19 protein-coding genes and 1 pseudogene are annotated in these 23,722 nt (G+C 65.4%); 12 read left to right on the plus strand and 8 right to left on the minus strand.

Annotated features, from left to right (window positions below; translation table 11 throughout):
* The first annotated feature begins 405 nt into the window (after positions 1-405).
* The 3 genes from DK261_RS06660 to DK261_RS06670 all read left to right on the plus strand — a co-directional run bounded on the left by DK261_RS06660 (position 406) and on the right by DK261_RS06670 (position 6,283).
* Positions 406-2,199, plus strand: a complete 1,794-nt coding sequence (locus DK261_RS06660) for a DUF1302 domain-containing protein (protein ID WP_110175438.1) — start codon at positions 406-408, stop codon at positions 2,197-2,199.
* 23 nt (positions 2,200-2,222) lie between these two features.
* On the plus strand, positions 2,223-3,590 hold the full coding sequence (locus DK261_RS06665) for a DUF1329 domain-containing protein (protein WP_110175439.1): 1,368 nt from the start codon (positions 2,223-2,225) through the stop codon (positions 3,588-3,590).
* A 149-nt stretch (positions 3,591-3,739) separates the two neighbouring features.
* The gene (locus DK261_RS06670) at positions 3,740-6,283 is read left to right on the plus strand and encodes a LuxR C-terminal-related transcriptional regulator (protein WP_110175440.1); all 2,544 of its coding nucleotides are present in this window, start codon (positions 3,740-3,742) and stop codon (positions 6,281-6,283) included.
* Positions 6,284-6,430: 147 nt separating this feature from the next.
* Here the strand turns inward: DK261_RS06670 and DK261_RS06675 are convergent, their stop codons facing one another.
* Positions 6,431-7,222 carry an IclR family transcriptional regulator gene (locus DK261_RS06675; protein WP_009047039.1) on the minus strand — a complete coding sequence of 264 codons (792 nt, stop codon included), beginning with the start codon at positions 7,220-7,222 and terminating at the stop codon, positions 6,431-6,433.
* 166 nt (positions 7,223-7,388) lie between these two features.
* On the opposite strand from DK261_RS06675, the gene hmgA reads away from it, so the two are divergent.
* From hmgA to DK261_RS06695, 4 genes are all read left to right on the plus strand, one after another.
* The gene (gene hmgA / locus DK261_RS06680; protein ID WP_009047040.1) at positions 7,389-8,693 is read left to right on the plus strand and encodes a homogentisate 1,2-dioxygenase; all 1,305 of its coding nucleotides are present in this window, start codon (positions 7,389-7,391) and stop codon (positions 8,691-8,693) included.
* A 3-nt stretch (positions 8,694-8,696) separates the two neighbouring features.
* Positions 8,697-10,001: a fumarylacetoacetase gene (gene fahA / locus DK261_RS06685; RefSeq protein WP_053268234.1), complete on the plus strand. Its 1,305-nt coding sequence runs from the start codon at positions 8,697-8,699 to the stop codon at positions 9,999-10,001.
* A 15-nt stretch (positions 10,002-10,016) separates the two neighbouring features.
* Positions 10,017-10,655, plus strand: coding sequence for a maleylacetoacetate isomerase (gene maiA / locus DK261_RS06690; RefSeq protein WP_016701733.1), 639 nt, complete (start codon positions 10,017-10,019; stop codon positions 10,653-10,655).
* 166 nt (positions 10,656-10,821) lie between these two features.
* The gene (locus DK261_RS06695; protein WP_009047043.1) at positions 10,822-12,192 is read left to right on the plus strand and encodes an aromatic acid/H+ symport family MFS transporter; all 1,371 of its coding nucleotides are present in this window, start codon (positions 10,822-10,824) and stop codon (positions 12,190-12,192) included.
* A gap of 12 nt (positions 12,193-12,204) precedes the next feature.
* Here the strand turns inward: DK261_RS06695 and DK261_RS06700 are convergent, their stop codons facing one another.
* The 3 genes from DK261_RS06700 to DK261_RS06710 form a co-directional block, all read right to left on the minus strand.
* Positions 12,205-12,672 (minus strand): GNAT family N-acetyltransferase, encoded by a 468-nt coding sequence (locus DK261_RS06700; protein WP_009047044.1) that lies wholly within the window; start codon positions 12,670-12,672, stop codon positions 12,205-12,207.
* Positions 12,673-12,728: 56 nt separating this feature from the next.
* Positions 12,729-13,541, minus strand: coding sequence for a class I SAM-dependent methyltransferase (locus tag DK261_RS06705; protein WP_028681680.1), 813 nt, complete (start codon positions 13,539-13,541; stop codon positions 12,729-12,731).
* A gap of 67 nt (positions 13,542-13,608) precedes the next feature.
* Complete coding sequence (locus DK261_RS06710) at positions 13,609-14,412, minus strand: SirB1 family protein (RefSeq protein WP_009047046.1); 804 nt, start codon at positions 14,410-14,412, stop codon at positions 13,609-13,611.
* 183 nt (positions 14,413-14,595) lie between these two features.
* On the opposite strand from DK261_RS06710, the gene DK261_RS06715 reads away from it, so the two are divergent.
* From DK261_RS06715 to DK261_RS06730, 4 genes are all read left to right on the plus strand, one after another.
* Complete coding sequence (locus tag DK261_RS06715; RefSeq protein WP_007932382.1) at positions 14,596-15,615, plus strand: Glu/Leu/Phe/Val dehydrogenase dimerization domain-containing protein; 1,020 nt, start codon at positions 14,596-14,598, stop codon at positions 15,613-15,615.
* A gap of 99 nt (positions 15,616-15,714) precedes the next feature.
* Positions 15,715-16,809 carry a pyruvate dehydrogenase (acetyl-transferring) E1 component subunit alpha gene (pdhA, locus tag DK261_RS06720; RefSeq protein WP_009047047.1) on the plus strand — a complete coding sequence of 365 codons (1,095 nt, stop codon included), beginning with the start codon at positions 15,715-15,717 and terminating at the stop codon, positions 16,807-16,809.
* Complete coding sequence (locus tag DK261_RS06725) at positions 16,802-17,788, plus strand: alpha-ketoacid dehydrogenase subunit beta (protein ID WP_009047048.1); 987 nt, start codon at positions 16,802-16,804, stop codon at positions 17,786-17,788. Before pdhA ends, DK261_RS06725 begins: the two co-directional genes overlap by 8 nt.
* A gap of 10 nt (positions 17,789-17,798) precedes the next feature.
* Positions 17,799-18,908, plus strand: a complete 1,110-nt coding sequence (locus DK261_RS06730) for a dihydrolipoamide acetyltransferase family protein (protein WP_110175441.1) — start codon at positions 17,799-17,801, stop codon at positions 18,906-18,908.
* A gap of 156 nt (positions 18,909-19,064) precedes the next feature.
* Here the strand turns inward: DK261_RS06730 and DK261_RS06735 are convergent.
* Positions 19,065-19,322 (minus strand): annotated as a pseudogene (locus DK261_RS06735) (YebG family protein); the annotation flags it as partial.
* A gap of 365 nt (positions 19,323-19,687) precedes the next feature.
* Here DK261_RS06735 and DK261_RS06740 point away from each other — a divergent pair.
* On the plus strand, positions 19,688-20,188 hold the full coding sequence (locus DK261_RS06740; protein WP_110175442.1) for a phosphate-starvation-inducible protein PsiE: 501 nt from the start codon (positions 19,688-19,690) through the stop codon (positions 20,186-20,188).
* Here the strand turns inward: DK261_RS06740 and DK261_RS06745 are convergent.
* The 3 genes from DK261_RS06745 to DK261_RS06755 all read right to left on the minus strand — a co-directional run bounded on the left by DK261_RS06745 (position 20,185) and on the right by DK261_RS06755 (position 23,626).
* Positions 20,185-20,514, minus strand: a complete 330-nt coding sequence (locus DK261_RS06745) for a DUF3509 domain-containing protein (protein WP_009047051.1) — start codon at positions 20,512-20,514, stop codon at positions 20,185-20,187. The two genes, DK261_RS06740 and DK261_RS06745, sit on opposite strands and share 4 nt — an antisense overlap.
* A gap of 218 nt (positions 20,515-20,732) precedes the next feature.
* Positions 20,733-22,034, minus strand: coding sequence for a serine/threonine transporter (locus DK261_RS06750; protein ID WP_041985884.1), 1,302 nt, complete (start codon positions 22,032-22,034; stop codon positions 20,733-20,735).
* Positions 22,035-22,249: 215 nt separating this feature from the next.
* Positions 22,250-23,626: an L-serine ammonia-lyase gene (locus DK261_RS06755; RefSeq protein ID WP_009047053.1), complete on the minus strand. Its 1,377-nt coding sequence runs from the start codon at positions 23,624-23,626 to the stop codon at positions 22,250-22,252.
* Positions 23,627-23,722: the final 96 nt, after the last annotated feature.

Raw genomic sequence — 23,722 nt, forward strand, 5'->3', positions numbered from 1 at the left:
AACGTCAGTGAACACCCGGTGAAGATCTGAATATCGTTGCTTCAAACCTTCTGAATCCTCTTGCCCCAAGGTGGCGTGATCACACCTCTGGGCGACTCTGCGTGGCTGTTTGCCGTGAGAGCGAGGCCAGAATAAGGGCTGGCCGCTCAATGAAAAATAGCGATTGTGGACAAGGACTGTTACAGCCTGGGCAATAGTAGTGCACGCCGTGCGGACATGCCCTGCAAGTGCGCAATCCATCCACCTGATACCCGTCCATCCAGCCCGTCGATGCACCGCGCAAAGGCCCGGCTGGCGGGGGCATTCATCCTTTCGGGCGACAGCGCGAATACCTCCTTGGTGCGCTTATCGCTCCCGTGCCCCGGCAGTAGGGTGAGGCCTTCTGTCACTCACCGGGGAAGACGCATGACAAAAACAACAATGCGCGCCATCTTCACACCGCGGACGCTGGCCGTCGCGGTGGCCTTGGGGGGCTGCGCCCAGGCGCAGGCCGTTTCATTCAACATCGGGGAGATCGAGGGGCAGTTCGATTCTTCGCTGTCCATTGGCGCCAGCTGGGGCATGCGCGATGCCGACAAGGACCTGGTGGGTGTCTCCAACGGCGGTCGCGGGCAGTCCTCCACCGGCGACGACGGGCGCCTGAACTTCAAGAAGGGCGAGACCTTCTCGAAGATCTTCAAGGGCATCCACGACCTTGAATTGAAGTACGGCGACACCGGCGTCTTCGTCCGGGGCAAATACTGGTACGACTTCGAACTCAAGGACGAAGACCGCGAGTTCAAGCCCATCAGCGACCACAACCGCAAGGAGGGCGCCAAGTCGTCCGGCGGGCAGATCCTCGACGCCTTCATCTATCACAACTATTCCATCGCCGACCTGCCGGGCACCGTGCGCGCCGGCAAGCAGGTGGTCAGCTGGGGCGAGAGCACCTTCATCGGCAACTCGATCAACAGCATCAACCCGATCGACGTCTCGGCGTTTCGCCGCCCGGGTGCCGAGATCAAGGAAGGCCTGATCCCGGTGAACATGCTGTTCGCTTCCCAGGGCCTGACCGACCAGTTGACCGTGGAAGGTTTCTATCAGCTGGAGTGGGACCAGACCGTGGTCGACAACTGCGGCACCTTCTTCGGCAACGACGTGGTGGCGGACGGCTGCACCACGGGATACACCGTCGGCAGCCCGGCGATCCGGCCGCTGCAACCGATTGCCGCGGCGTTCGGCCAGGGCTTCACCGTGGCCCCCGAAGGCGTGGTGATCGGCCGCGCCGGCGACCGCGATGCCCGCGACTCCGGGCAGTGGGGCACCGCTTTGCGCTGGCTGGGCGACGACACCGAGTACGGCCTGTACTTCATGAACTACCACGCCCGCACCCCGACGGTCGGCACCATCACCGCCGGGAGCAGCACCCTGGCGAGCATCCCGGGGATCGTCAGCAGCGCCAACAGGATCGCTCCGGGCACCGGTTCGGCCCTGGCCCAGAGCGTGATGCTCGGGCGCGGCCAGTACTACCTCGAATACCCGGAAGACATCCGCCTGTACGGCGCCAGCTTCTCCACCACGCTGCCCACCGGCACCGCCTGGACCGGCGAGATCAGCTACCGGCCCAACGCCCCGGTGCAGGTCAACACCAACGACTTGACCCTGGCCCTGGTCAGCCCGATCGCCGGTGGCCTGGCGTCGCCGGTGCGGACCTCCGCGGGGGCCGACAACACCGGTTACCGGCGCAAGGAAATTACCCAGGTCCAGAGCACCCTGACCCAGTTCTTCGATCAGGTGCTGGGCGCCGACCGCCTGACCCTGGTGGGCGAGGCGGCCATCGTGCATGTCGGTGGCCTGGAGTCGAAAAGCCAGCTGCGCTACGGCCGCGACTCGGTCTACGGCCAGTACGGTTTCGGCGGCGATACCGACGGTTTCGTCACGGCCACGTCCTGGGGTTATCGCGCCCGGGCGATCCTCGACTACAACAACCTGATCGCCGGGATCAACCTCAAGCCCAACCTGTCCTGGTCCCACGACGTCAACGGCTACGGGCCCAACGGCCTGTTCAACGAAGGCGCCAAGGCGGTGAGCCTCGGGGTCGATGCCGACTACCGCAACACCTATACCGCCAGCCTCAGTTACACCGACTTTTTCGGCGGCGACTACAACACCCTCAAAGACCGCGACTTCCTCGCGTTGAGCTTTGGCGTGAACTTCTGACCCGACCCAGGAAGGACAACTTTATGCGCAAGACGATTTTGCAATGCGGTGCCCTGGCCTTGACCCTGCTGGCGGCCAACGTGATGGCGGCGGTCACCCCGCAGGAAGCGGACAAGCTCGGCACCAGCCTGACCCCGCTCGGTGCCCAGAAGGCCGGCAATGCCGACGGCTCGATCCCGGCCTGGACCGGCGGCATCGGCAAGAACGCCGGGGCGGTGGACGCCAAGGGCTTCCTCGCCGACCCGTTCGCCAGCGAAAAGCCGCTGTTCACCATCACCGCGGCCACTGTCGACAAGTACAAGGACAAGCTCTCCGACGGCCAGGTGGCGATGTTCAAGCGCTACCCGGAAACCTACAAGATCCCGGTCTACCCGACCCATCGCACGGTCGGCCTGCCGGCGGACATCTACGAGTCGGCCAAGCGCAGCGCGCTGAATGTCACCTCGATCAACGAAGGCAACGGCCTGGCCAACTTCACCGGCAACCGCTACTACGCCTTCCCGATTCCGAATAACGGCGTGGAAGTGCTGTGGAACCACACCACCCGTTATCGCGGCGGCAACCTGCGCCGGATCATCACCCAGGCCACGCCACAGACCAACGGCAGCTACACGCCGATCCGCTTCGAGGAAGAGGTGGCGGTGCCGCAGCAGATCCCCGACCTGGACCCGGAAAAAGGCGCCAACGTGCTGACCTTCTTCAAGCAGGCGGTGACCGCTCCGGCGCGCCTGGCCGGTAACGTGCTGCTGGTGCACGAAACCCTCGACCAGGTGAAGGAGCCGCGCCTGGCGTGGATCTACAACGCCGGCCAGCGCCGGGTGCGCCGCGCCCCGCAAGTGGCCTACGACGGGCCGGGCACCGCCGCCGACGGCCTGCGCACCTCGGACAACTTCGACATGTTCTCCGGCGCGCCGGACCGCTACGACTGGAAGCTGGTGGGCAAGAAGGAGATGTACATCCCCTACAACAGCTACAAGCTGGATTCGCCGAGCCTCAAGTACGACGACATCATCAAGGCCGGGCATATCAACCAGGACCTGACCCGCTACGAGCTGCACCGGGTCTGGGAGGTGATCGGCACGGTCAAGCCGAGCGAGCGGCATATCTACGCCAAGCGCCACATGTACATCGACGAAGACAGCTGGCAGGTGGCGCTGGTGGATCACTACGACGGTCGCGGCCAGCTGTGGCGGGTGGCCGAAGGGCATGCGCAGTTCTATTACAACGCCCAGGTGCCGGCCTACACCCTCGAAGCGCTGTACGACATCATCGCCGGGCGTTACATCGCCCTGGGGATGAAGAACGAAGAGAAGCACAGCTTCGAGTTCGGCTTCGCCGCCAAGGCCGCCGACTACACCCCGGCCGCCCTGCGCGCAGCCGGCGTGCGGTAAGGCCCGGGATACAAACGATGGCAAAAGGCGACCGACCGGTCGCCTTTTTTATGGGCGCGGATCAGCGCGCTGAATACTTCTCAACAAGCACCGGCGACAAGGCTAGGGTGAGGGCACGCAGGCTAAAACTATAAAAAAGGCACGCCGCAATGACCGCCATGACCCCCTGTCCTGGATTCCTGCCCCGTTTGTCCTCCCATCACCTGTCCCGCAGCCGTCTGAGTGCCCCGCTCCTGGCATCGCCGGCGCGGGTGAAACTGCTCTGTGCGCCGGCCGGCAGCGGCAAGACGGCCTTGCTCGCCGAGTGCCTGTTGCAAGCGCCGGCCGCATGCCGGGTGTGCTGGTTGCCCCAGGCCGGGGCGGCGCAGACACCGCTGCAACTGTGCGGCGAGCTGGCGCGGGCGCTGGGCCTGGCCGCGGCGGACGAGGCTGCGGTGCTGGACCACCTGGCACATGTGCAGACCCCGACCTGGCTGTTCCTCGACGACTACTGCCGGGTCGCCGCGCCGCAGCTGGACCTGCTGCTCGACCGCCTGCTGGCGATCGGCAACCCGGCGCTGACCTGGTGGCTGGGTGGCCGCCGCCGGCCGCAATGCAACTGGCCGCGGCTGCTGCTCGACGACCAGCTCCACGAATGCACGGGGCCCGAGCTGGCATTCACCCAGGAGGACATCGAGCGACTGCTGCAGCAACTGCCGCAACCCTTGTCGATCCATACCGCCAGCCGGATTTTCCAGCGCAGTGCCGGCTGGTGCGCCGGCGTGCGCATCGCCCTGCTCGAAGGCAGCGACCTGGCGGCCGCGCCGTGCCGGCAGGGGCGGCCCAATACCCTGCTGGAATACCTGGAGCACGAACTGTTCAGCGTGTTGCCGGCGGAACTGTCCGAGGTCTGGCATGTGTTGGCGCACCTGCCGCGCTTCAATGCTGCCTTATGCGAGCACCTGTTCGGTGCCGGGGAGGGGGCCCAGTACCTGCGGGCGTTGCAGGAGCTGGGCTGCTTCATCGAACCCTGGGACCCTGCGCCGGAGTGGCTGCAAGTGTTCGCCCCCCTGGCCCGGCTGATGCGCGACGAGCCCTGGCCGGCGGGACGCTCCTGGCATCGTCGCGCCTGCCAGTGGTTCGCTGCGCAGGAGGACTGGCAGGCGGCGTTTGAGCAGGCGTTGCTGGCGCAGGAATACGAAGTGGCGGTCAGCCTGTTGCAGCACTTCAGTTTCGAGCAACTGTTCGAGCAGCAGAACGTGGTGTTGCTGTTGCGTCTGCATGAACAGCAGGGCGACGAGTTGCTGCTTGGCAGCCCGCAGTTGGTGGGGCTATTGACGGCAGCCTTGCTGTTCGCCGGGCGGTTCGACCAAGCGCAATCCTGCGTGGCGCAGATGGCGCGTTTCGCGCCGCAGCCGATGGCCTCAGGGCAGAAGCAACTGGTAGCGCGCTGGCAGGCGCAGCAAGGGTGGCTGTTGCATCTGCAAGGGTTGATGGAACCGGCGCGGATGCATTTTCTCGAGGCGCTGACCGAACTGCCGGCCCATGCCTGGCCGACCCGCCTGCTGTGCCTTTCGGGCCTGACCCAGCAGGCCTTGCTCCGGGGCGAACTGGACGTGGCGCAGATGCTCAACCGCGAGGCGCTGTGCCTGGCCCGGGCCCAGCATTCACTGGTGTTCGAAGCGCTGCTGGAGCTGGACCATGCGCAGTTGCTGGAGCAGCGCGGGGCGCCCCACAGGGCGCAGAGCCTGCTGGACGAGGTGCAGCAATTGTTGAGTCGCCAGGCTTATCGGGTCGGCCCGCTGCTGGGGCGGATCGCCTTGCGTCGCGGGCGCCTGGCCTTGCGTCAGGGCCAGGTGGAACAGGCCGCCGGGCATTTCCAGGACGGGCTCGAGCTCTGTCTGCTCAGCCATGACAAACGCGCCTTGTACGGGTTTCTCGGCCAGGCGTTTCTGGCCGCCAACCAGGGCGACTACGCCCATGCCTTTGTGCGCCTGCGCGATGCCGAGCGGCTGATGCAGCAACGGCAGATTCCCGACACCGTGTACCGCGCCGTGCTGCTGCAGGTCAGCAGCGTGTTCTGGTTGCAGCAGGGCCGGCCGGAACTGGCCCAGGAGGCCTTGAGCCGGGTGCTGCGTCACTACCGCGGGCCGCAGGCGCGCCAGGCGCCACCGGCCAGCCTCGAACTGATTCCGCGTATCGAATACCTGCTGGTGCTGGCCGAGGTGTACCTGCAGCGCGCCGAGGCGCCTGTGGCAAGTTTGCAGTGCCTGCTCGAACAGGCCCGGCAGCGGGGTATGTTGTGCCTGCAGACCGAGTTGCAGCTGGCCCTGGCCGAGGTGGCTTTTTTGCTGGGGGATCGGGCGTTGTCCAGCCATGCCTTGCAGGAGGGGCTGGCGCTCGGTGCGCGCTGCAACCTGCACCAGGCACTGCATGAATTGCGTTTGCGCCAGCCGCGGATGTTTGACGTCCAGCAAGTGGCTGAGCCCGAAGAAGTGCCGCTGCCGACGGCAGGGGAGAGCCCGCTGAGCCAGCGGGAGCTGGAGGTGCTGCAACTGATTGCCCTGGGCAGTTCCAACCAGCAGATCGCCGAGCAGCTGTTCATTTCCCTGCACACGGTGAAAACCCACGCGCGGCGTATTCACAGCAAACTCGGGGTGGAGCGTCGCACTCAGGCAGTGGCCAAGGCCAAGACGTTGGGGTTGATGCTGTAGCCGCTGGCGGAGCCTGCGATCGGTGTGGGCGGTATTCCGATGTAGCCGTCGTAACAGAAGGCTTTGCGAATTATCGGAGGTACCGCGTCGTCAGGGGGGCGACGGCTGCGCCGTCGATCGCAGCCTGCGGCAGCGGCTACAGGGGCTTTAGGGCTGGTAACCCATGCGCCAGCTCACCGCCTGGGACGCCGCCAGCAGGCGCTGCGCCGCCGGGCCGTTTTCGTCGGCGTGGAACAGCGAGGTCGGGCCGACCACCGTCAGCACGGCGGCGACCTTGCCGGTGGCGTCGAACACCGGGGCCGACAAGGCATCCACACCGGGCATCAGCAGGCCATGCACATGGTGCAGGCCGCGCTGGCGAATCTGCTCGCACAGGGCGGCATACACCTGATCGTCCGCCAGCGCGTGAGGCGCGTGGGCCTTGAGTTCCTGCTCGCGCAAATCGACGGTCTCGCGGTTCGGCAGGTAGGCACCGAATACCAGCCCGGTGGACGAGCTGAGCAACGGCAGCACCGAACCCAGTTGCGTCACTACCGTCACCGCACGCACGGCCGGTTCGATATGCACCACGGTCGCGCCCTGGTTGCCCCATACCGCGAGAAAGCAGGTCTCGTTCAACTCATCCCGCAGCTCGGCCAGGGGCAGGGCGGCGACCTTCAATACGTCCATGCTGCCCAGCGCCGCCATGCCGACCCGCAAGGCCTCGCGGCCCAGGCCATAGTGGTTGGTGGCGGTGTTCTGTTCGGCGAAACCGCTGGCGATCAATGCCTGCAGATAACGGTGGACCTTGCTCGCCGGCATCTGCACGTGTTCGGCCAGGCGCGACAGCGAGGTGGCCGGCGACAGCTCGGCCAGCGCCTTGAGGATGTCGGTGCCGACCTCGGCCGAGCGGACTTTCTGTTTACCGTTGCTGTCGCTGGTGCTGCGCGGCTTTTCCATGGAGGCGGTGTGATCCCGGGACGAATGGGCGTCTTTATAGCTTGACGGTCAATACCAATCAAATTACGTTATCCGTAATTGGATTACGATAAAAATAACGCAGGCGTGCCGAGAGCTCTTCCCATGGAGTCGCTGGCCGCTGCCAACTCCACTTCCAGGAGGCTCCATGAACCTCGATTCCACGGCGTCCGGGCTGGCGTACCAGTCGGGCTTCGGCAACCAGTTTTCCAGCGAGGCCCTGCCAGGCGCCTTGCCCGTTGGCCAGAACTCCCCGCAAAAAGCCCCGTACGGCCTCTACACCGAACTCTTCTCCGGCACGGCCTTCACCATGGCCCGCAGCGAAGCGCGGCGCACCTGGATGTACCGCATCCAGCCGTCGGCCAACCACCCGGCCTTCGTCAAGCTGGACCGCCAGCTGGCGGGCGGGCCGCTGGGCGAAATCACCCCCAACCGGCTGCGCTGGAACCCGTTGGATATCCCCAGCGAGCCCACCGATTTCATCGACGGCCTGGTGAACATGGTCGCCAACTCGGCGGCGCAGAAACCGGCCGGGATCAGCATCTACACCTACCGCGCCAACCGCTCCATGGAGCGCGTGTTCTTCAACGCCGACGGCGAGTTGCTGCTGGTGCCCGAACAGGGCCGCCTGCGTATCGCCACCGAGCTTGGGGTACTGGAAGTCGAGCCGCTGGAGATCGCGGTGCTGCCCCGCGGCCTGAAATTCCGCGTCGAACTGCTCGACCCGCAGGCCCGTGGCTATATAGCCGAAAACCACGGCGCGCCCCTGCGCCTGCCCGACCTGGGGCCGATCGGCAGCAACGGCCTGGCCAACCCGCGGGACTTCCTGACCCCGGTCGCCCATTACGAAGACCTCAAGCAGCCGACCACCCTGGTGCAGAAGTTCCTCGGCGAGCTGTGGGGCTGCGAGCTGGATCATTCGCCGCTGAACGTGGTGGCCTGGCACGGCAACAATGTGCCGTACAAATATGACCTGCGCCGTTTCAACACCATCGGCACCGTCAGCTTCGACCACCCGGACCCGTCGATTTTCACCGTGCTGACCTCGCCCACCAGCGTGCACGGCCTGGCCAACCTCGACTTCGTGATCTTCCCGCCGCGCTGGATGGTGGCCGAGAACACCTTCCGGCCGCCGTGGTTCCACCGCAACCTGATGAACGAATACATGGGCCTGATCCAGGGCGCCTACGATGCCAAGGCCGAAGGTTTCGTGCCCGGCGGCGCTTCGCTGCACAGCTGCATGAGCGCCCACGGCCCGGATGGCGAAAGCTGCACCAAGGCCATCAACGCCGAGCTGCAACCGGCGAAGATCGACAACACCATGGCCTTCATGTTCGAGACCAGCCAGGTGCTGCGTCCGAGCCGGTTCGCCCTGGAGTGCCGGCAATTGCAGAACGACTACGATGCTTGCTGGGCCTCGCTGCCCGCCACCTTCAACCCGAATCGGAAATAACCCATGAATCAGCCAACCATCACCCGCAGCTGGGTTGCCTCCGCCAACGACCACGCCGACTTCCCGTTGCAGAACCTGCCGCTGGGGGTGTTCAGCCACAAGGGGTCGGCGCCACGCAGCGGCGTGGCCATCGGCGAGCACATCTTCGACCTGGAAGCGGCGCTCGACGCCGGGCTGTTCGAGGGCCCGGCCAAGGCCGCGGTGGAAGCCACCCGTGGCGGCCAGTTGAATGCCTTTTTCGAACTGGGTCGCCCGGCCCGCGTCGCCCTGCGCGAACGCCTGCTGGAGTTGCTCGGCGAAGGCAGCAGCCTGCGCGGCAAGGTCGAGGCCCTGGGGGCGAAGCTGCTGCCCCTGGCCGCCGATTGCCAGATGCACCTGCCGGCGAAGATCACCGACTACACCGACTTCTATGTCGGCATCGAACATGCGCAGAACGTCGGCAAGCTGTTCCGCCCGGACAACCCGCTGCTGCCGAACTACAAGTACGTGCCGATCGGTTACCACGGTCGCGCGTCCACCATCCGCCCTTCCGGTGCCGATGTGCGCCGGCCGAAAGGCCAGACCCTGCCCGCCGGCCAGAGCGAGCCGACCTTCGGCCCATGCGCGCGGCTGGACTACGAGCTGGAGCTGGGTATCTGGATCGGCCAGGGCAATGAAATAGGCGAGCCGATCGCCATTGGCGACGCCGCCGAGCACATTGCCGGTTTCTGCTTGCTCAACGACTGGTCGGCGCGGGATATCCAGGCCTGGGAATACCAGCCGCTGGGCCCGTTCCTGTCGAAAAGCTTCATCACCAGCATCTCGCCGTGGGTGGTGACGGCCGAAGCCCTGGAGCCGTTCCGCCGTGCCCAGACGCCACGTCCCGAAGGCGACCCGCAGCCGCTGCCGTACCTGCTGGACAAGCGCGACCAGGCCGCCGGTGGTTTCGACATCGAGCTGGAAGTGCTGCTGCTCACCGAAGCGATGCGCGAACAAGGCCTGCCGGCCCACCGCCTGACCCTGAGCAACACCCAGTACATGTACTGGACCGTGGCGCAGATGGTCGCCCACCACAGCGTCAACGGCTGCCAGCTGCAGGCCGGCGACCTGTTCGGTTCGGGCACCTTGTCGGGCCCGCAAAGCAGCCAGTTCGGCAGCCTGCTGGAGATCACCGAAGGCGGCAAGAAGCCGATCGAGCTGGCTTCCGGCGAAGTGCGCAAGTTCCTCGAGGACGGCGACGAAATCATCCTGCGCGGCCGCTGCCGCCGCGAGGGTTTCGCCTCCATCGGTTTCGGCGAATGCCGCGGCAAAATCCTGCCTGCCCGTTAAGAAGAGGTGCGCGTCATGGAGCTCTATACCTACTACCGCTCGACCGCCTCCTACCGGGTGCGCATCGCCCTGGCGCTCAAGGGCCTGGATTACCAGGCGCTGCCGGTCAACCTGCTGGTCCCCGCCGGCGGTGCCAACCGCCAGCCGGAATACCTGCGGATCAACCCGCAAGGCCGCGTGCCGGCCTTGCGCACCGATGACGGCGAGCTGCTGATCCAGTCGCTGGCCATCATCGAGTACCTGGAGGAACGTTATCCACAGGTGCCGCTGCTCTCCCAGGAGCTGGCGGCCCGCGCCCACGAGCGGGCAGTGGCGTTGCTGATCGGCTGCGATATCCATCCGCTGCACAACTCCAGCACCCAGAACCTGTTGCGCCAGTGGGGCTACGACGAGGCCCGGGTGCTGGAGTGGATCGGCCACTGGATCAGCAATGGCCTGGCGGCGGTCGAGCAGTTGATCGGCGAGCAGGGTTATTGCTTCGGCGAGCAACCGGGGCTGGCCGACACCTTCCTGATTCCCCAGCTGTACGCGGCCGAGCGTTTCAAGGTGCCATTGGACGCCTACCCGCGGATTCGCCGGGTCGCCGCCCTGGCCGCCGAACACCCGGCGTTCCAGAAGGCCCATCCGGCCAACCAGCCCGATACGCCTGCCTGACCTCTATTGCCGCTGCCACGGCCTGTGGCAGCCGCAATAGAAGATATGCCCGTAGGTGCAAGCCCGCTCCCGCACCTGAAGACGTACACAAGACCGATCATTGCCGCCCAAGAGCAATGACGGTCTGCCGGCTCCCATAACCATAAAAACCAGCAGGTACCTTGCGATGCACAATCAGATTGCCAGCTTCCGGGAGGCGCTCGACGCCCGTCCCGTGTCGCGTTATCAGTGGTTGCTTCTTCTGCTTCTGGCCCTGTTGCTGGTCACCGATGGCTACGACGCCCAGGTGCTGGGTTATGTGGTGCCGGCCCTGGCCCAGGACTGGGGCCTGGAGAAAGCCGCGTTCGGTCCGGTGTTCAGTGCCAACCTGCTGGGTCTGACCCTGGGCTCGCTGGCGGTGACGCCGCTGGCGGACCGTTTTGGCGTGCGGCGGATCCTGCTGGCCTGCGTGCTGATCTACGCCAGCCTCACGGTGATGATGGTGTTCGCCGATTCGCTGAACAGCCTGATGGTCGCGCGTTTTATCTGCGGCATCGGCATGGGCGGGGCGATGCCCAGCGCCATGGCGTTGATGTCGGAATATTCGCCGCCGCGTCTGCGCACCCTGATGGTGACCCTGGCCGCCTGTGGTTTCTCCTTCGGTGGCGCGGCCGGCGGTTTTGTCGCCGCGGGCTTCATCGACAGCTTCGGCTGGCAGGCGGTGTTCCTCGCCGGCGGTGTCACGCCGTTGCTGCTGTTCCCGTTCCTGGTCTGGTTCCTCCCTGAGTCGCTGCCGCGCCTGCTGCGCGATCAGCCGCCTTATGCCCGCCTGCGCAAGGTCACCGCGCGCATGTTGCCGGACTGGCAGCCACCGGCCGCCTCGGCCGCGCAGAACCAGGCCGAGCAGGGCAGCAAGCTCACGGTGATCGAGTTGTTCCGCCACGGTTATGCGCGCCCGACGCTGCTGATCTGGTCGACCTTTTTCGTCAGCCTGATCCTGCTGTATTTCATGATCAGCTGGTTGCCGTCGCTGCTGCTGGAAAGTGGCCTTGGCTTGAACGAAGCGAACCTGGTGACCTCGATGTTCCTGTTCGCCGGTACCCTGGGGGCGATCTGCATGGCCTGGTTCGCCGACCGCCTGCAACGCAAGGTGCGGCTGCTCTCGGCGGTGCTGGCCGGCGCGGCGCTGTGCACCCTTCTGTTGGGCCTGAACCACGACAACCCGCGCTACCTGGTGGCCTTCGTCTTCGCCGCCGGCTTCTGCATCATTGGCGGCCAACTGACCCTCAACGCCTTCGCCAGCAACTTCTACCCGGCCCATGTCCGCGCCACTGGCACCGGCTGGGCCCTGGGCGTCGGCCGCTTCGGCTCGATCCTCGGCCCGCTGTTCGGCAGCCTGCTGCTGGCGATGCACATCCCGGTGCAGCAGATCTTTTTCTTCTGCGCGATTCCGGCGGTGATTGCGGCGTTGCTGATCATCCAGGTGCGTTCGCCGTCCGAGGCTTCTTCGGCAGGCGCGGGGCCTGCCCCGGAACTGCAGGCGCCGCTCAAACCCTGAACGAGCGCGGGCTCAGCGTGCCAGATGCTTGATCATCGGCACGCAGGCCAGGGTCAGGCCCCGGGGCGACTGGTACTGGGCAATCCGTTCGCCGACGAAGCCGCAGTGGCGATAGAAGTCCGCAGCGTTCAGGGTCGAGTCCAGGGCCAGGTGCGGCAGGCCGGCCTGCCGCGCCAGTTGTTCGAGGTAGTTCATCATCTGCCGGCCGATCCCGCGGCCCATGTACGCCGGATCGACAAACACCGCATCGACCTGCCCCGACTCGAGGTCGAGCATGCCGCTGGCGGTGACCTGGTCGTCGATGACGGCTACGTGCCCGGTCTTCTCCAGGACTTCGACGAAGTAGTCCCCCAGGCTGCCGGCGGTCCAGACCTGCAGGTCCGCGGCGGGGTAATGGCCGCTGCACTGGTGGTTGATGGCTTGGTTGCGAATGACGAAGACGCGTTGCGCGTCGTCGCCATGAGCTTTTCTGATCAGCATGCTGTGCCCATTCCCTGGTGTGAGCCGAGCATCCTGGCAGAGCCCGGACGGGGCTGTCATGCCGCCCTGGCCTGGATCAGCAGCAGCCCCCAGCCGGTCAGCAGCGTGCCGTCCGCCCGGAGCAAGGGTTGTGTGGCCGTGCGCAGTTCGCTCTTCATCAAGGCGCGATTGGCGGGTGTCAGGCGATCCAGGTCGTAGGTTTCTCCCAACGAGTCCCAGAGCTCCTCGAAGGTGGGCGTCCACTCAAGGTCCAGTTCCTCGAATTGCAGTGAGCTGAAGTGGTGGTCCAACAGCGCCCGCCATCCACTCTGTGACTGAGTACGGGGATCCACCAGGGGCAGGGGACGGAGCTGGTCGCGCCGGGCGGCGGCGCGGAAGGCCTGCACGTAGTGCTGGCCCGGCTCGCCCAGCAGAAAGGCCCGGCCGACGATGGCCGAGAGTTGCCCGCCCTTGGCCAGGACCCGATGGATTTCCTCCAGCACCTGTTCGATATCGCTCATCAGCATCAGGGCCAGGTGCGAGACCACGGCATCGACGCTGCCGGTGGCCATCGACAGGCACTGGGCCCGCTCATTGAGCAGCACGCTGCGGTTCGCGAGGCGGGTGTGTGCCGCTTGCAGTTCGGTGGCGCTCATGTCCACGCCGATCAACCGCGCTTCGGGATATTCCCTGGCCAGCAGCTCCAGGAGGAAACCGTCGCCGCAGCCCAGGTCCAGCACCCGTGCGCGAGGCTGAGCGGTGGCGAGCGTGGCTGCCAGCATCTCGTAGGATGAACCGCGCCCTGGCAGGCTCAGTCCGGAAAAGGCCGGCGGTGTGGTGCCGGGACGACGCTGGTGAAAGTCCTGAAGAAAGCGTTCGGCGCTGTTCATGCTGTTCATCCTTGAAGCAAACGGAGAGTCGTTGCCGGGCATTGTGGCATGGAGGCAGAGCGCCCCGTCAGTGCACGATGGTATTGGGCGGCAGATGGCCCAGGCGTTCGGTCAGGCGCAGGCGCTGGATCGGGTCTTCGCTGAGCAGCAGGGCGTGCTCCAGGTCGAAGCGTTCGGCGTTGGGGCAGTCCAGGTGCTGGTAGAGGCTGGCGCGGGCCAGGTAGTCGGAGGCGCTGCCATTGCCCAGTTCCAGGACCCGCTCGGCATCGATCAGCGCATTGAGATGGTCGTCGTGGCTCAGGTGCAACTGGCGCAGGTTGCGCGACAGGCGCTGGAGCATCTGCTGCGGGCTGGCGGTGGCCAGGTGCTCGGCGGCCAGCTTGATGTTCGGCCCGTACTGGCGCTCCAGCAGTTCACGGCAGTCGTTGGGGTACAGGCGGCGCCCGCCGCAGGGATCGAGCAGGTGATCGGCGCCGGGCACGCGCAATAGAAAGTGCCCGGGGAAGTTGACCCCGACCATGGGGATTTCCAGGCGCCGCGCCAGCTCCAGGGCGATCAGCCCCAGCGCCAGCGGTTGCCCGCGCCGGGTGTGCAGCACCTTGTCCAGCAGCGCCGCCTGTGGCCGCAGCGGCAGGAACTCGTCCTGCTGGAAGCCCAGGTCGTTCATGCGCCGCAGCAGCGGCTGGCCCAGTTCGCTGACCGGCAGCAGCGGCAAGCCGGAGCTGACCCGCTGTTGCAGCTCCTTGAAATCCTGCAGCAACTGTTCGGGCGACACCTCTTTGTCGTGCTCGGCGGCAATCCACAGCGCCGCCTCGAAAAGGGCGGGCGGGGACTGTTGCAGGCAGGCAAAAAAAGCTTGACGCGGGTTCATCGAAATCTCCGGCGAATGCCTCGTTTTAGCCCCGTCGCGGGCGTTCGTCCAGTGCCGCACACATGCCGTAGCAGGTTATTTCCTAAAGCCTGAAAAGGTGTCCGGCTTATTCCCGCGCGCTCCAGCAATTTTCATGCACAAGCCTATACTGGCGACTACAAGAAGTGATTCGGGAGCCTGACGATGTTCGCTCTCATGCAAAGCACTCGCCTTGAATCGCTGCACCTGAGCGTTGACCCGGCCACCGGGTTGAAGGCGGTGATTGCCATTCATAGCAGCCGCCTGGGGCCTGCCTTGGGAGGCTGTCGTTACCTGGCCTACCCCGACGACGAAAGTGCCGTGGTCGATGCCGTGCGCCTGGCCCAGGGCATGAGCTACAAGGCCGCCCTGGCCGGCTTGCCCCACGGTGGCGGCAAGGCCGTCATTATCCGTCCGCCACACGTCGAAAGCCGCGCCGCGCTGTTCGAAGCCTTCGGTCGCTGCGTCGAGCAACTCGATGGCCGCTACATCACCGCCATCGACAGCGGCACCTCGGTCGCCGACATGGACTGCATCGCCCAAACCACCCAGCACGTCACCAGCACCACCGCTTCCGGCGACCCGGCACCGCATGCCGCCATGGGCGTGTTCGCCGGCATCCGTGCCACCGCCATGGCCCGCCTGGGCAGCGACAACCTCGAAGGTTTGCGGGTGGCGATCCAGGGCCTGGGCAATGTCGGCTTCGCCCTCGCCGAACAGCTGCATGCCGCGGGTGCCGAGTTGCTGGTCAGCGATATCGATTCCGGCAAGGTGCAACTGGCCATGGAGCAACTGGGCGCCCATCCGATCGCCAACGAAGCCTTGCTCAGCACCCCGTGCGACATCCTCGCGCCCTGCGGGCTGGGCGGCGTGCTCAACAGCCACAGCGTGGCGCAACTGCGCTGCTCGGCGGTGGCCGGTTCGGCCAACAACCAGTTGACCAACCTGCAGGTCGCCGACCAGCTGGAAAACCGCGGCATTCTCTACGCGCCGGATTACGTGATCAATGCCGGCGGGCTGATCTACGTTTCGCTCAAGCATCGCGGTGAAGACCTGGCGACCATCACCGCCCATCTGTCGAAGATCAGCCAGCGGCTCACTGAAGTCTTCGCCCACGCCCAGGCTGAAAAGCGCTCCCCGGCGCGGGTGGCCGACGACTTGGCGGAGCGCGTGCTGTACCGCTAGGGGCGAAGGCCTTACCCGGTCATTGCGCCCTGTAGGCCCCGCGCCACAAGCGCGAGGCGCAACAACTGCACGCTGACCCAGCGTGCCAGGAGCCATGTGATGCCTCACAAGGTTGCACTTCCCTATACCCGCTATTTGTCCCCGGACGGCCAGTTGCTCGGCGACCTGCCGGCCTGGGCCGACGACTTCAATCTGCTGACCCGGCTCTACCGGCAGATGGTCCTGACCCGCCTGTTCGACCAGAAAGCCGTGGCCCTGCAACGCACCGGACGTATCGGCACCTACGCGCCGACCCTCGGCCAGGAAGCCATTGGCGTGGCCATCGGCAGCCTGATGCGGCCCGAAGACGTGCTGGTGCCCTATTACCGCGACACCGCCGTGCAGCTGATGCGCGGAGTGCGCATGGAGGAGATCCTGCTGTACTGGGGCGGCGACGAGCGCGGCAGCGATTTCGTCGACCCGGCGGTGGCCGAGGATTTCCCGATCTGCGTGCCGATCGCCACCCAGGCCCTGCATGCCTGTGGCGTGGCCAGCGCATTCAAGATCCGTGGCGAGCACCGGGTGGTGGTGACCACCTGTGGCGATGGCGCCACCAGCAAGGGCGACTTCCTCGAAGCCCTCAACGTGGCGGGCACCTGGCAGTTGCCGGTGGTGTTCGTGGTCAACAACAACCAGTGGGCAATCTCGGTGCCACGGCGTATCCAGTGCGGCGCACCGACCCTGGCGCAGAAGGCCATCGGTGCCGGCTTTCACGGCGAACAGGTCGATGGCAACGACATGCTCGCGGTCTACGACCGGGTGCAGGTGGCCCTGGAGCGTGCCCGGCACGGCAAGGGACCGGTGCTGCTGGAATGCCTGAGCTATCGCCTGGGCGACCACACCACCGCCGACGATGCCACGCGCTATCGGGCCGCGGATGAGGTCAAGCAGGCCTGGCTGGAAGAACCGATCAAACGCCTGCAACGCTTCATGGTCGGGCAGGGCGTCTGGGAGGGAAACCGCGAGCAGGCGCTGATGGGGGAATGCCAGGCGCTGGTGCAGCGCGCTGTGGATAACTTCGAGGCGGCGGGCACCCAAGCCCCCGAATCGGTACTGGACTACGTCTACGCGCAGTGGCCGGCGGCCCTGGCCGAGCAGCGCGAGATGTTCCTCGAACGGCTGGCGCGGCGGGCGGGAGGTGCGGACCATGAGTAATGGCACATTCAGCCTGCTGGAAGCAGTGAACCTGGCGTTGCACCGGGCCATGGCCGAGGACGAGAACGTGATTGTCCTGGGTGAGGACGTGGGAGTGAACGGCGGGGTGTTCCGCGCCACCCTGGGGCTGCGCGACAGTTTCGGCTTCAAGCGGGTGATCGACTCGCCACTGGCGGAAACCATGCTCGGCGGTCTGGTGATCGGCATGGCCGCTCAGGGCCTGAAGCCGGTGGTGGAAATCCAGTTCATGGGTTTTATCTACGCGACCATGGAGCACCTGGTGTCCCACGCCAGCCGCATGCGCAACCGCACCCGCGGGCGCATCACCTGCCCGATGGTGCTGCGCACGCCCATGGGCGCGGGCATTCGCGCACCGGAGCACCACAGCGAAAGCACCGAGGCGCTGTTCGCCCATATCCCGGGGCTGCGGGTGCTGGTGCCGTCCTCGCCGGCGCGGGCCTACGGGCTGCTGCTGGCGGCCATCGACGATCCGGACCCGGTGCTGTTCCTCGAGCCGACCCGGCTCTACCGCATGAACCCGCAACCGCTGGTGGACGACGGCAAACGGCTGCCGCTGGACAGTTGTTTCACCCTGCGCGAAGGCAGCGACATCACCCTGGTCAGTTGGGGCGCGAGCATCGTCGAGACCTTGCAGGCCGCCAACGCGCTGGCCGAGCAAGGCGTGTCGGCGGAGGTGATCGACGTCGCCAGCATCAAGCCGCTGGACCTCGACACCCTGGAAGCTTCGGTGCGCAAGACCGGGCGCTGCGTGATCGTGCACGAGGCGCCACGCACCTGCGGCGTCGGCGCGGAAATCGCCGCCAGCCTCTACGAGCGGGCGTTGCTGGAATTGCAGGCGCCGATCCTGCGGGTCACCGCGCCGGACATTCCACCGCCGCTGTATCGCCTGGAGTCGCTGTACATCCCCGGCGTCGAAGACATTCTTCACGCCTGCGACAGCACCCTGAACTTCGCCTGAGGAGGCTGCGATGAAATATTTCAAACTGCCCGATCTGGGCGAAGGCCTGCAGGAAGCGGAGATCGTCGAATGGCACGTCAGGGCCGGCGATACGGTCAAGGCCGATCAGTTGCTGGTGTCGGTGGAAACCGCCAAGGCCCTGGTGGACATTCCCGCGCCCTATGACGGGGTGGTGGCGAAAACCTACGGCGCGCCGGGCGACATCCTGCATGTCGGCGAACCCTTGCTCGGCTACGAAGGCGAGGCGGATGCCGGCACCGTGGTCGGGCGCCTCGAAGGTGGCGGGGCCAGTCAGGAGGACCGGTTTTTTGTCGGCGCCGCACCCTCGACCCGCGAGCATATGGCGGCCCGCGCCACGCCAGCGGTGCGCCAACTGGCCCGGCAACTGGGCGTGGATGTGAATGCCTTGAGCGGTTCGGCCAAGGACGGGCTGGTCACCCGCAGCGATGTGGAAAACGCCGCGCAGCAGGAACGCGAGCGGTTCGGCGGCGACCGGCTGCGCGGGGTACGCCGGAGCATGGCGCTGAACATGGCCCGCTCCCATGCCGAGGTGGTGCCGGTGACGATTTACGGCGATGCCGACCTGCACCGCTGGGGGCAGGCCCGCGATCCGCTGATCCGCCTGGCCAAGGCGCTGGCGGCGGCCTGCGCGGTGGAACCGGTGCTCAACAGCGCGTTCGATGGCAAGACCCAGTCGATCAAGCAGCACCAGCACCTCGACCTGGGCATTGCCGTGGACACCCCCGATGGCTTGTTCGTGCCGGTGCTGCGCAATGTCGGCCAGCGCGACGCGGCGGACCTCAAGGCCGGGGTGACGCGCTTGCGCGCCGATGTGCAGGCACGCTCGATCCCGCCCAAGGAGATGATGGGAGCGACCCTGACCCTGTCCAACTTCGGTACCCTGTTCGGCCGTTATGCCAACCCGGTGGTGGTGCCGCCGCAAGTGGCAATCCTCGCCGCCGGGGTGATCCGCGACGAGCCGGTGGCCGTGAACGGCGCGGTGGCGGTGCATCCGCTGCTGCCGCTGTCCCTGACCTTCGATCATCGGGTGGTGACCGGCGGCGAGGCGGCGCGGTTTTTCAAGGCGCTGGTCGAGGCGCTGGAGCAACCCGAGCTTTAGTTTTCCACAGGCATGAAAAAGGCCCTGAGCCAAAGACTCAGGGCCTGTTCAATTCGAGCCTGCTTACTTGGCGGCTTTGCTCGCCTTGGCGGGCTTGGCCGGTGCTGCGGGTTCCGCGGCTTCGGGGGCTGCCACCTGAGCCTCTGGCTCGGCCGCCGCAACCGGCGCGCTGAGCAGTTCGGACAGGGCGTCCGGCTGGCTCTTGAAGGCCTTGGCGAACACATCGCGGTTCTTCGCCATGTAGATCCCGGCTTCTTCCACCTGCTGCTCGCTCAGGGACGGCACAGCTTTTTGCAACACTTGCGCCAGCAATTCAGCCAGTTCGAGCATTTTGTCATGACGGTCAGCTTCGGCTTTATCCATGAACAAGCGCTCCAGATCTCGGCTGCTGCGGTATACCACTTCGACGGCCATTCACCACCTCACATGCCTTCACGATAATGGGTCTTTGCTACTACTGTATTTATATACAGCGCGCAGAATAAGCGAATCCTGCTGCTTTGAATAGTGGCTTTTTAATCTAGCCGGGTTTCAGGGTTTGTCAGCCCTCCCCTGTAGGAGCGAGCTTGCTCGCGATCCGCGCAGCGGCCATTCACCACCTTGTCTGAATAGACGCTATCGCGAGCAAGCTCGCTCCTACAGATTGCCGCCGGCCTGAACGTGCCTTGTCTGCATCAGCCACCATCTCACCCCCAGACGCTGGCCTTTTTTCTGCATGCAGAACAACCGTCACGTCCAACCCGCATCATCCGGTCGAGTCGACCTAAGGAAAAACCATCGTGAAAATCAATTGGGCCGAGAAACTGCGGCAGAACGTCCACCAGCTGGCCGAGTCCCTGGGCAACCTGTTCGTCGAGACCTTTCACTACCTGGCGCTGTTCGCCATCGGCGCGGTGACGGCCTGGGCGGCGGTGATGGAATTTCTCGGGATGCTCGAAGAAGGTCATATCAAGATCGATGACATTCTCTTGCTGTTCATCTACCTCGAACTGGGCGCCATGGTCGGCATCTACTTCAAGACCAACCACATGCCGGTGCGCTTCCTGATCTACGTGGCGATCACCGCGCTGACCCGCCTGCTGATCTCCAACGTGTCGCACCACAACCCGCCGGACCTGGGGATCATCTACCTGTGTGGCGGCATCCTGCTGCTGGCCTTCTCCATCCTGGTGGTGCGCTATGCCTCGTCGCAGTTCCCGTCGGTGAAGATCGAACACCCGCAACGCAAGGTCGGCGCGGGTTCCAGCGAGCATCTGGAAGTCGAGAAGGGCGAGCTTTAAATCGCTACGGTCAGGGGCGGCCGGTTAGCGGGCCGGCCCTTGGCGGCCGGCAGCGGCAGCTTGAAGCTGTCGCTGTTGGTCATGGCTTCGAGGATGGCCATGGCGCTGTGGCCCTGCTCGATGGCGATGCCGAACTGAATGCTTTGCACCAGGCGCTTGAGCCGCTGCGGATCGTTGCGCTGCTCGGCGCTGATCATGCGCTTGGCCACGACCCGGCCGGCCTTGGACAGGGTCAGCATGATGCTGCCGTCCAGGCCCTGGATGCTCAGGTTGACCCGGTATTCCGGGGCGAAGGCATCGGTAATCAGCTGAAAGGGGTTATCCATGTGCGTCACCGCCTGATTGTATCGTGCAGTCATTGACCGGCTGTGGTCGGGATTAGTTCGCATCTCCAGACCACTGGCAGGCCGTTCGCTGAGGTTGGTTAACGTCCGTATTCCTCCGCTCTTGCAAAGCAAAGGGCATGCCGGGAAAACCGCCGGCCAATAAATCCGGGGGCGAAAAAAAACGGACCAAAAGGTCCGTTTTTCTTTGGCTACCCGTTTCAGGGCATGAACGAATAAATGATCGCTGACAGTGCGATCAGGCCGATCAGCACCACGAACAGGTTCGACAGCTGGCCCGAATACTGGCGCAGCGATGGCACCCGCCGGATCGCGTACATCGGCATCAGGAACAGCAGGCAGGCGATCACCGGCCCGCCCAGGGTTTCGATCATGCCGAGGATGCTCGGGTTGAAGGTGGCCACGGCCCAGCAGGTCAGGACCATGAACAGCGCGGTGCAACGCTCCAGCCAGCGCGACGACAGGCTCCGGCCACGGCTGCGCAGGCTTTTCACGATCAGCCCCTGGAAACCTTCGCTGGCGCCGATGTAGTGGCCGAGGAAGGATTTGGTGATCGCCACCAGTGCGATCAGCGGCGCGGCATAGGCGATCACCGGGGTCTGGAAGTGGTTGGCCAGGTACGACAGGATCGAGATGTTCTGCGCCTTGGCCGCGGCCAGGTCGGCCGGCGACAGGGCCAGCACGCAGCTGAAGCAGAAGAACATCACCGTCAGCACCATCATGCCGTGGGCCACGGCGAGGATGCCGCGGCTCTTGCGCTCGGCCTGGGCACCGTAGTGGCGCTTCTGGTCGACGGCGAAGGCGGAGATGATCGGCGAATGGTTGAACGAGAACACCATCACCGGGATCGCCAGCCACAGGGTCTTGAGGAACAGCGGCATGGACATGCCGTCATTGGCCGAGGCGAAGAAGGCGCCGTTCCAGTTCGGGATCAGGCTGAGGGCCAGCAGCAACAGCGCGGCGACAAAGGGATAGACCAGCACGCTCATGGCTCGCACGATCACGCCCTGCCCGCACCGCACGATGGCCATCAGGCCGAGGATCAGCACCAGCGACAGGACTGCCCGCGGCGGTGGCGTCATGTGCAGCTGGTGTTCCATGAAGCTGCCCAGGGTGTTGGTCAGCGCCACGCTGTACACCAGCAGGATCGGGAAGATGGCGAAGAAGTAGAGCAGGGTGATCAGCTTGCCGGCGCCGATGCCGAAGTGTTCTTCCACCACTTCGGTGATGTCGCCGGAGCGGCCGGACAGGACGAAGCGGGTCAGCCCGCGGTGGGCGAAGAAGGTCATCGGGAAGGCCAGCAGCGCCAGCACGATCAGCGGCCAGAAGCCGCCGACCCCGGCGTTGATCGGCAGGAACAGGGTACCGGCGCCGATGGCGGTGCCATACAGGCCAAGCATCCAGGTGGTGTCGTGTTTGCTCCAGCCTTTGCTAGCGGTTGCGGTGTCGCGGGCAGTCTCTACGGCAGGGTTTTCGGCAGCGGGTGTTCGTACATCGGTCATCGGTATCGCCTCGTTATTATTTTTGCTCGGGCTCACGTGGGGCGGACGGTCAGGCCGTTTGAAAACGTAGCGAGCGAAGGCAAGACAAGGCAAAAACAGGCGAGGAACGGCCGGGGTCGCGTTCGACTGTAGGGATCTACATGAGCATTCCGAGCCTGTTTTTAACGCAGTATTGCCGAGCGCAGTAGTTTTCATACGGCCTGGGGGAATGCTCCTCAGCACTCCACCCAACTCACGGCCAGGCCGCCCCGTGAAGTTTCTTTGTATTTGTCGTGCATGTCGGCGCCGGTATCGCGCATGGTGCGGATCACCCGGTCCAGGGAAATGAAGTGTTTGCCGTCGCCGCGCAGGGCCATCTGGGTGGCGTTGATCGCCTTCACCGCGGCGATTGCGTTGCGCTCGATGCAGGGCACCTGCACCAGGCCGCCGACCGGGTCGCAGGTCAGGCCGAGGTTATGTTCCAGGCCGATTTCGGCGGCGTTTTCCAGCTGTTCCGGCGTGGCCCCGAGCACCTCGGCCAGGCCCGCCGCAGCCATCGCGCAGGCCGAGCCCACCTCGCCCTGGCAGCCGACTTCGGCGCCGGAGATCGAGGCGTTTTTCTTGCAGAGGATGCCCACCGCGGCGGCGCCGAGGAAGAAGTCGATCACGTCGTCGTCCGACGCTTCGGGGTTGAACTTCATGTAGTAATGCAGCACTGCCGGGATGATCCCCGCCGCGCCGTTGGTCGGTGCGGTGACCATGCGTCCGCCGGCGGCGTTTTCCTCGTTCACCGCCAGGGCGAACAGGTTGACCCACTCCATGGCCGACAGGGTCGAGCTGATGACGTTGGGCTTGCCGATTTCCAGCAGGTTGCGATGCAGCTTGGCGGCGCGGCGCGGCACATCCAGGCCGCCGGGCAGGGTGCCTTCGTGGCGCAGGCCTTGCTCGACGCATTCGCGCATCACCGCCCAGATGTGCAGCAGGCCGCTGCGGATTTCGGCGTCGCTGCGCCAGGCCCGCTCGTTGGCCATCATCAGTTCCGAGACCCGCAATTGATGCCGTTGGCACAGGGCCAGGAGTTCCACCGCGCTGTTGAAGTCGTAGGGCAGCTCGACGCTGTTGGCCGCCGGAGCGCCTTCGGCCACTTCGGCTTCCTCGACGATAAAACCGCCACCCACCGAGTAGTAGGTCTGCCGCCACAGCAGGCCGTCCGCACCGAAGGCCGACAGCGACATGGCATTGGGGTGGTAGGGCAGGCTTTCGTCGAGCAGCAGCAGGTCGCGGTGCCAGTCGAAGGCGATGGTCGAGCGGCCACCGAGGCTCAGCTCGCCGCTTTCGCGCAGTTGCTGGATGCGCGGGCCGATGCTGCGAGGGTCGATGCTGTCGGGCCATTCGCCCATCAGGCCCATGACGCAGGCGCGGTCGGTGGCATGGCCGACGCCGGTGGCGGACAGCGAGCCGTACAGGCGGATTTCCACCCGCTGCACCTGCGCCTGCAACCCTTGCTCGAACAGCCCCTGGGCGAAGGTCGCGGCGGCGCGCATCGGGCCGACGGTGTGGGAACTGGACGGGCCGATGCCGACTTTGAAGAGATCGAAAACACTGATAGCCATGCTAAAGCCTTACAAGCAATGGAAGAGAAATCGCTGCCATTTTTTGTAGGCCGAGCGTTAGGTCGGCGATACTGCCTAGCTCGGTCAATACTGACC

Origin of the sequence: Pseudomonas sp. RW409 (genome assembly GCF_003184125.1) — a bacterium.
In the GTDB taxonomy this organism is placed as follows: domain Bacteria; phylum Pseudomonadota; class Gammaproteobacteria; order Pseudomonadales; family Pseudomonadaceae; genus Aquipseudomonas; species Aquipseudomonas chlororaphis_I.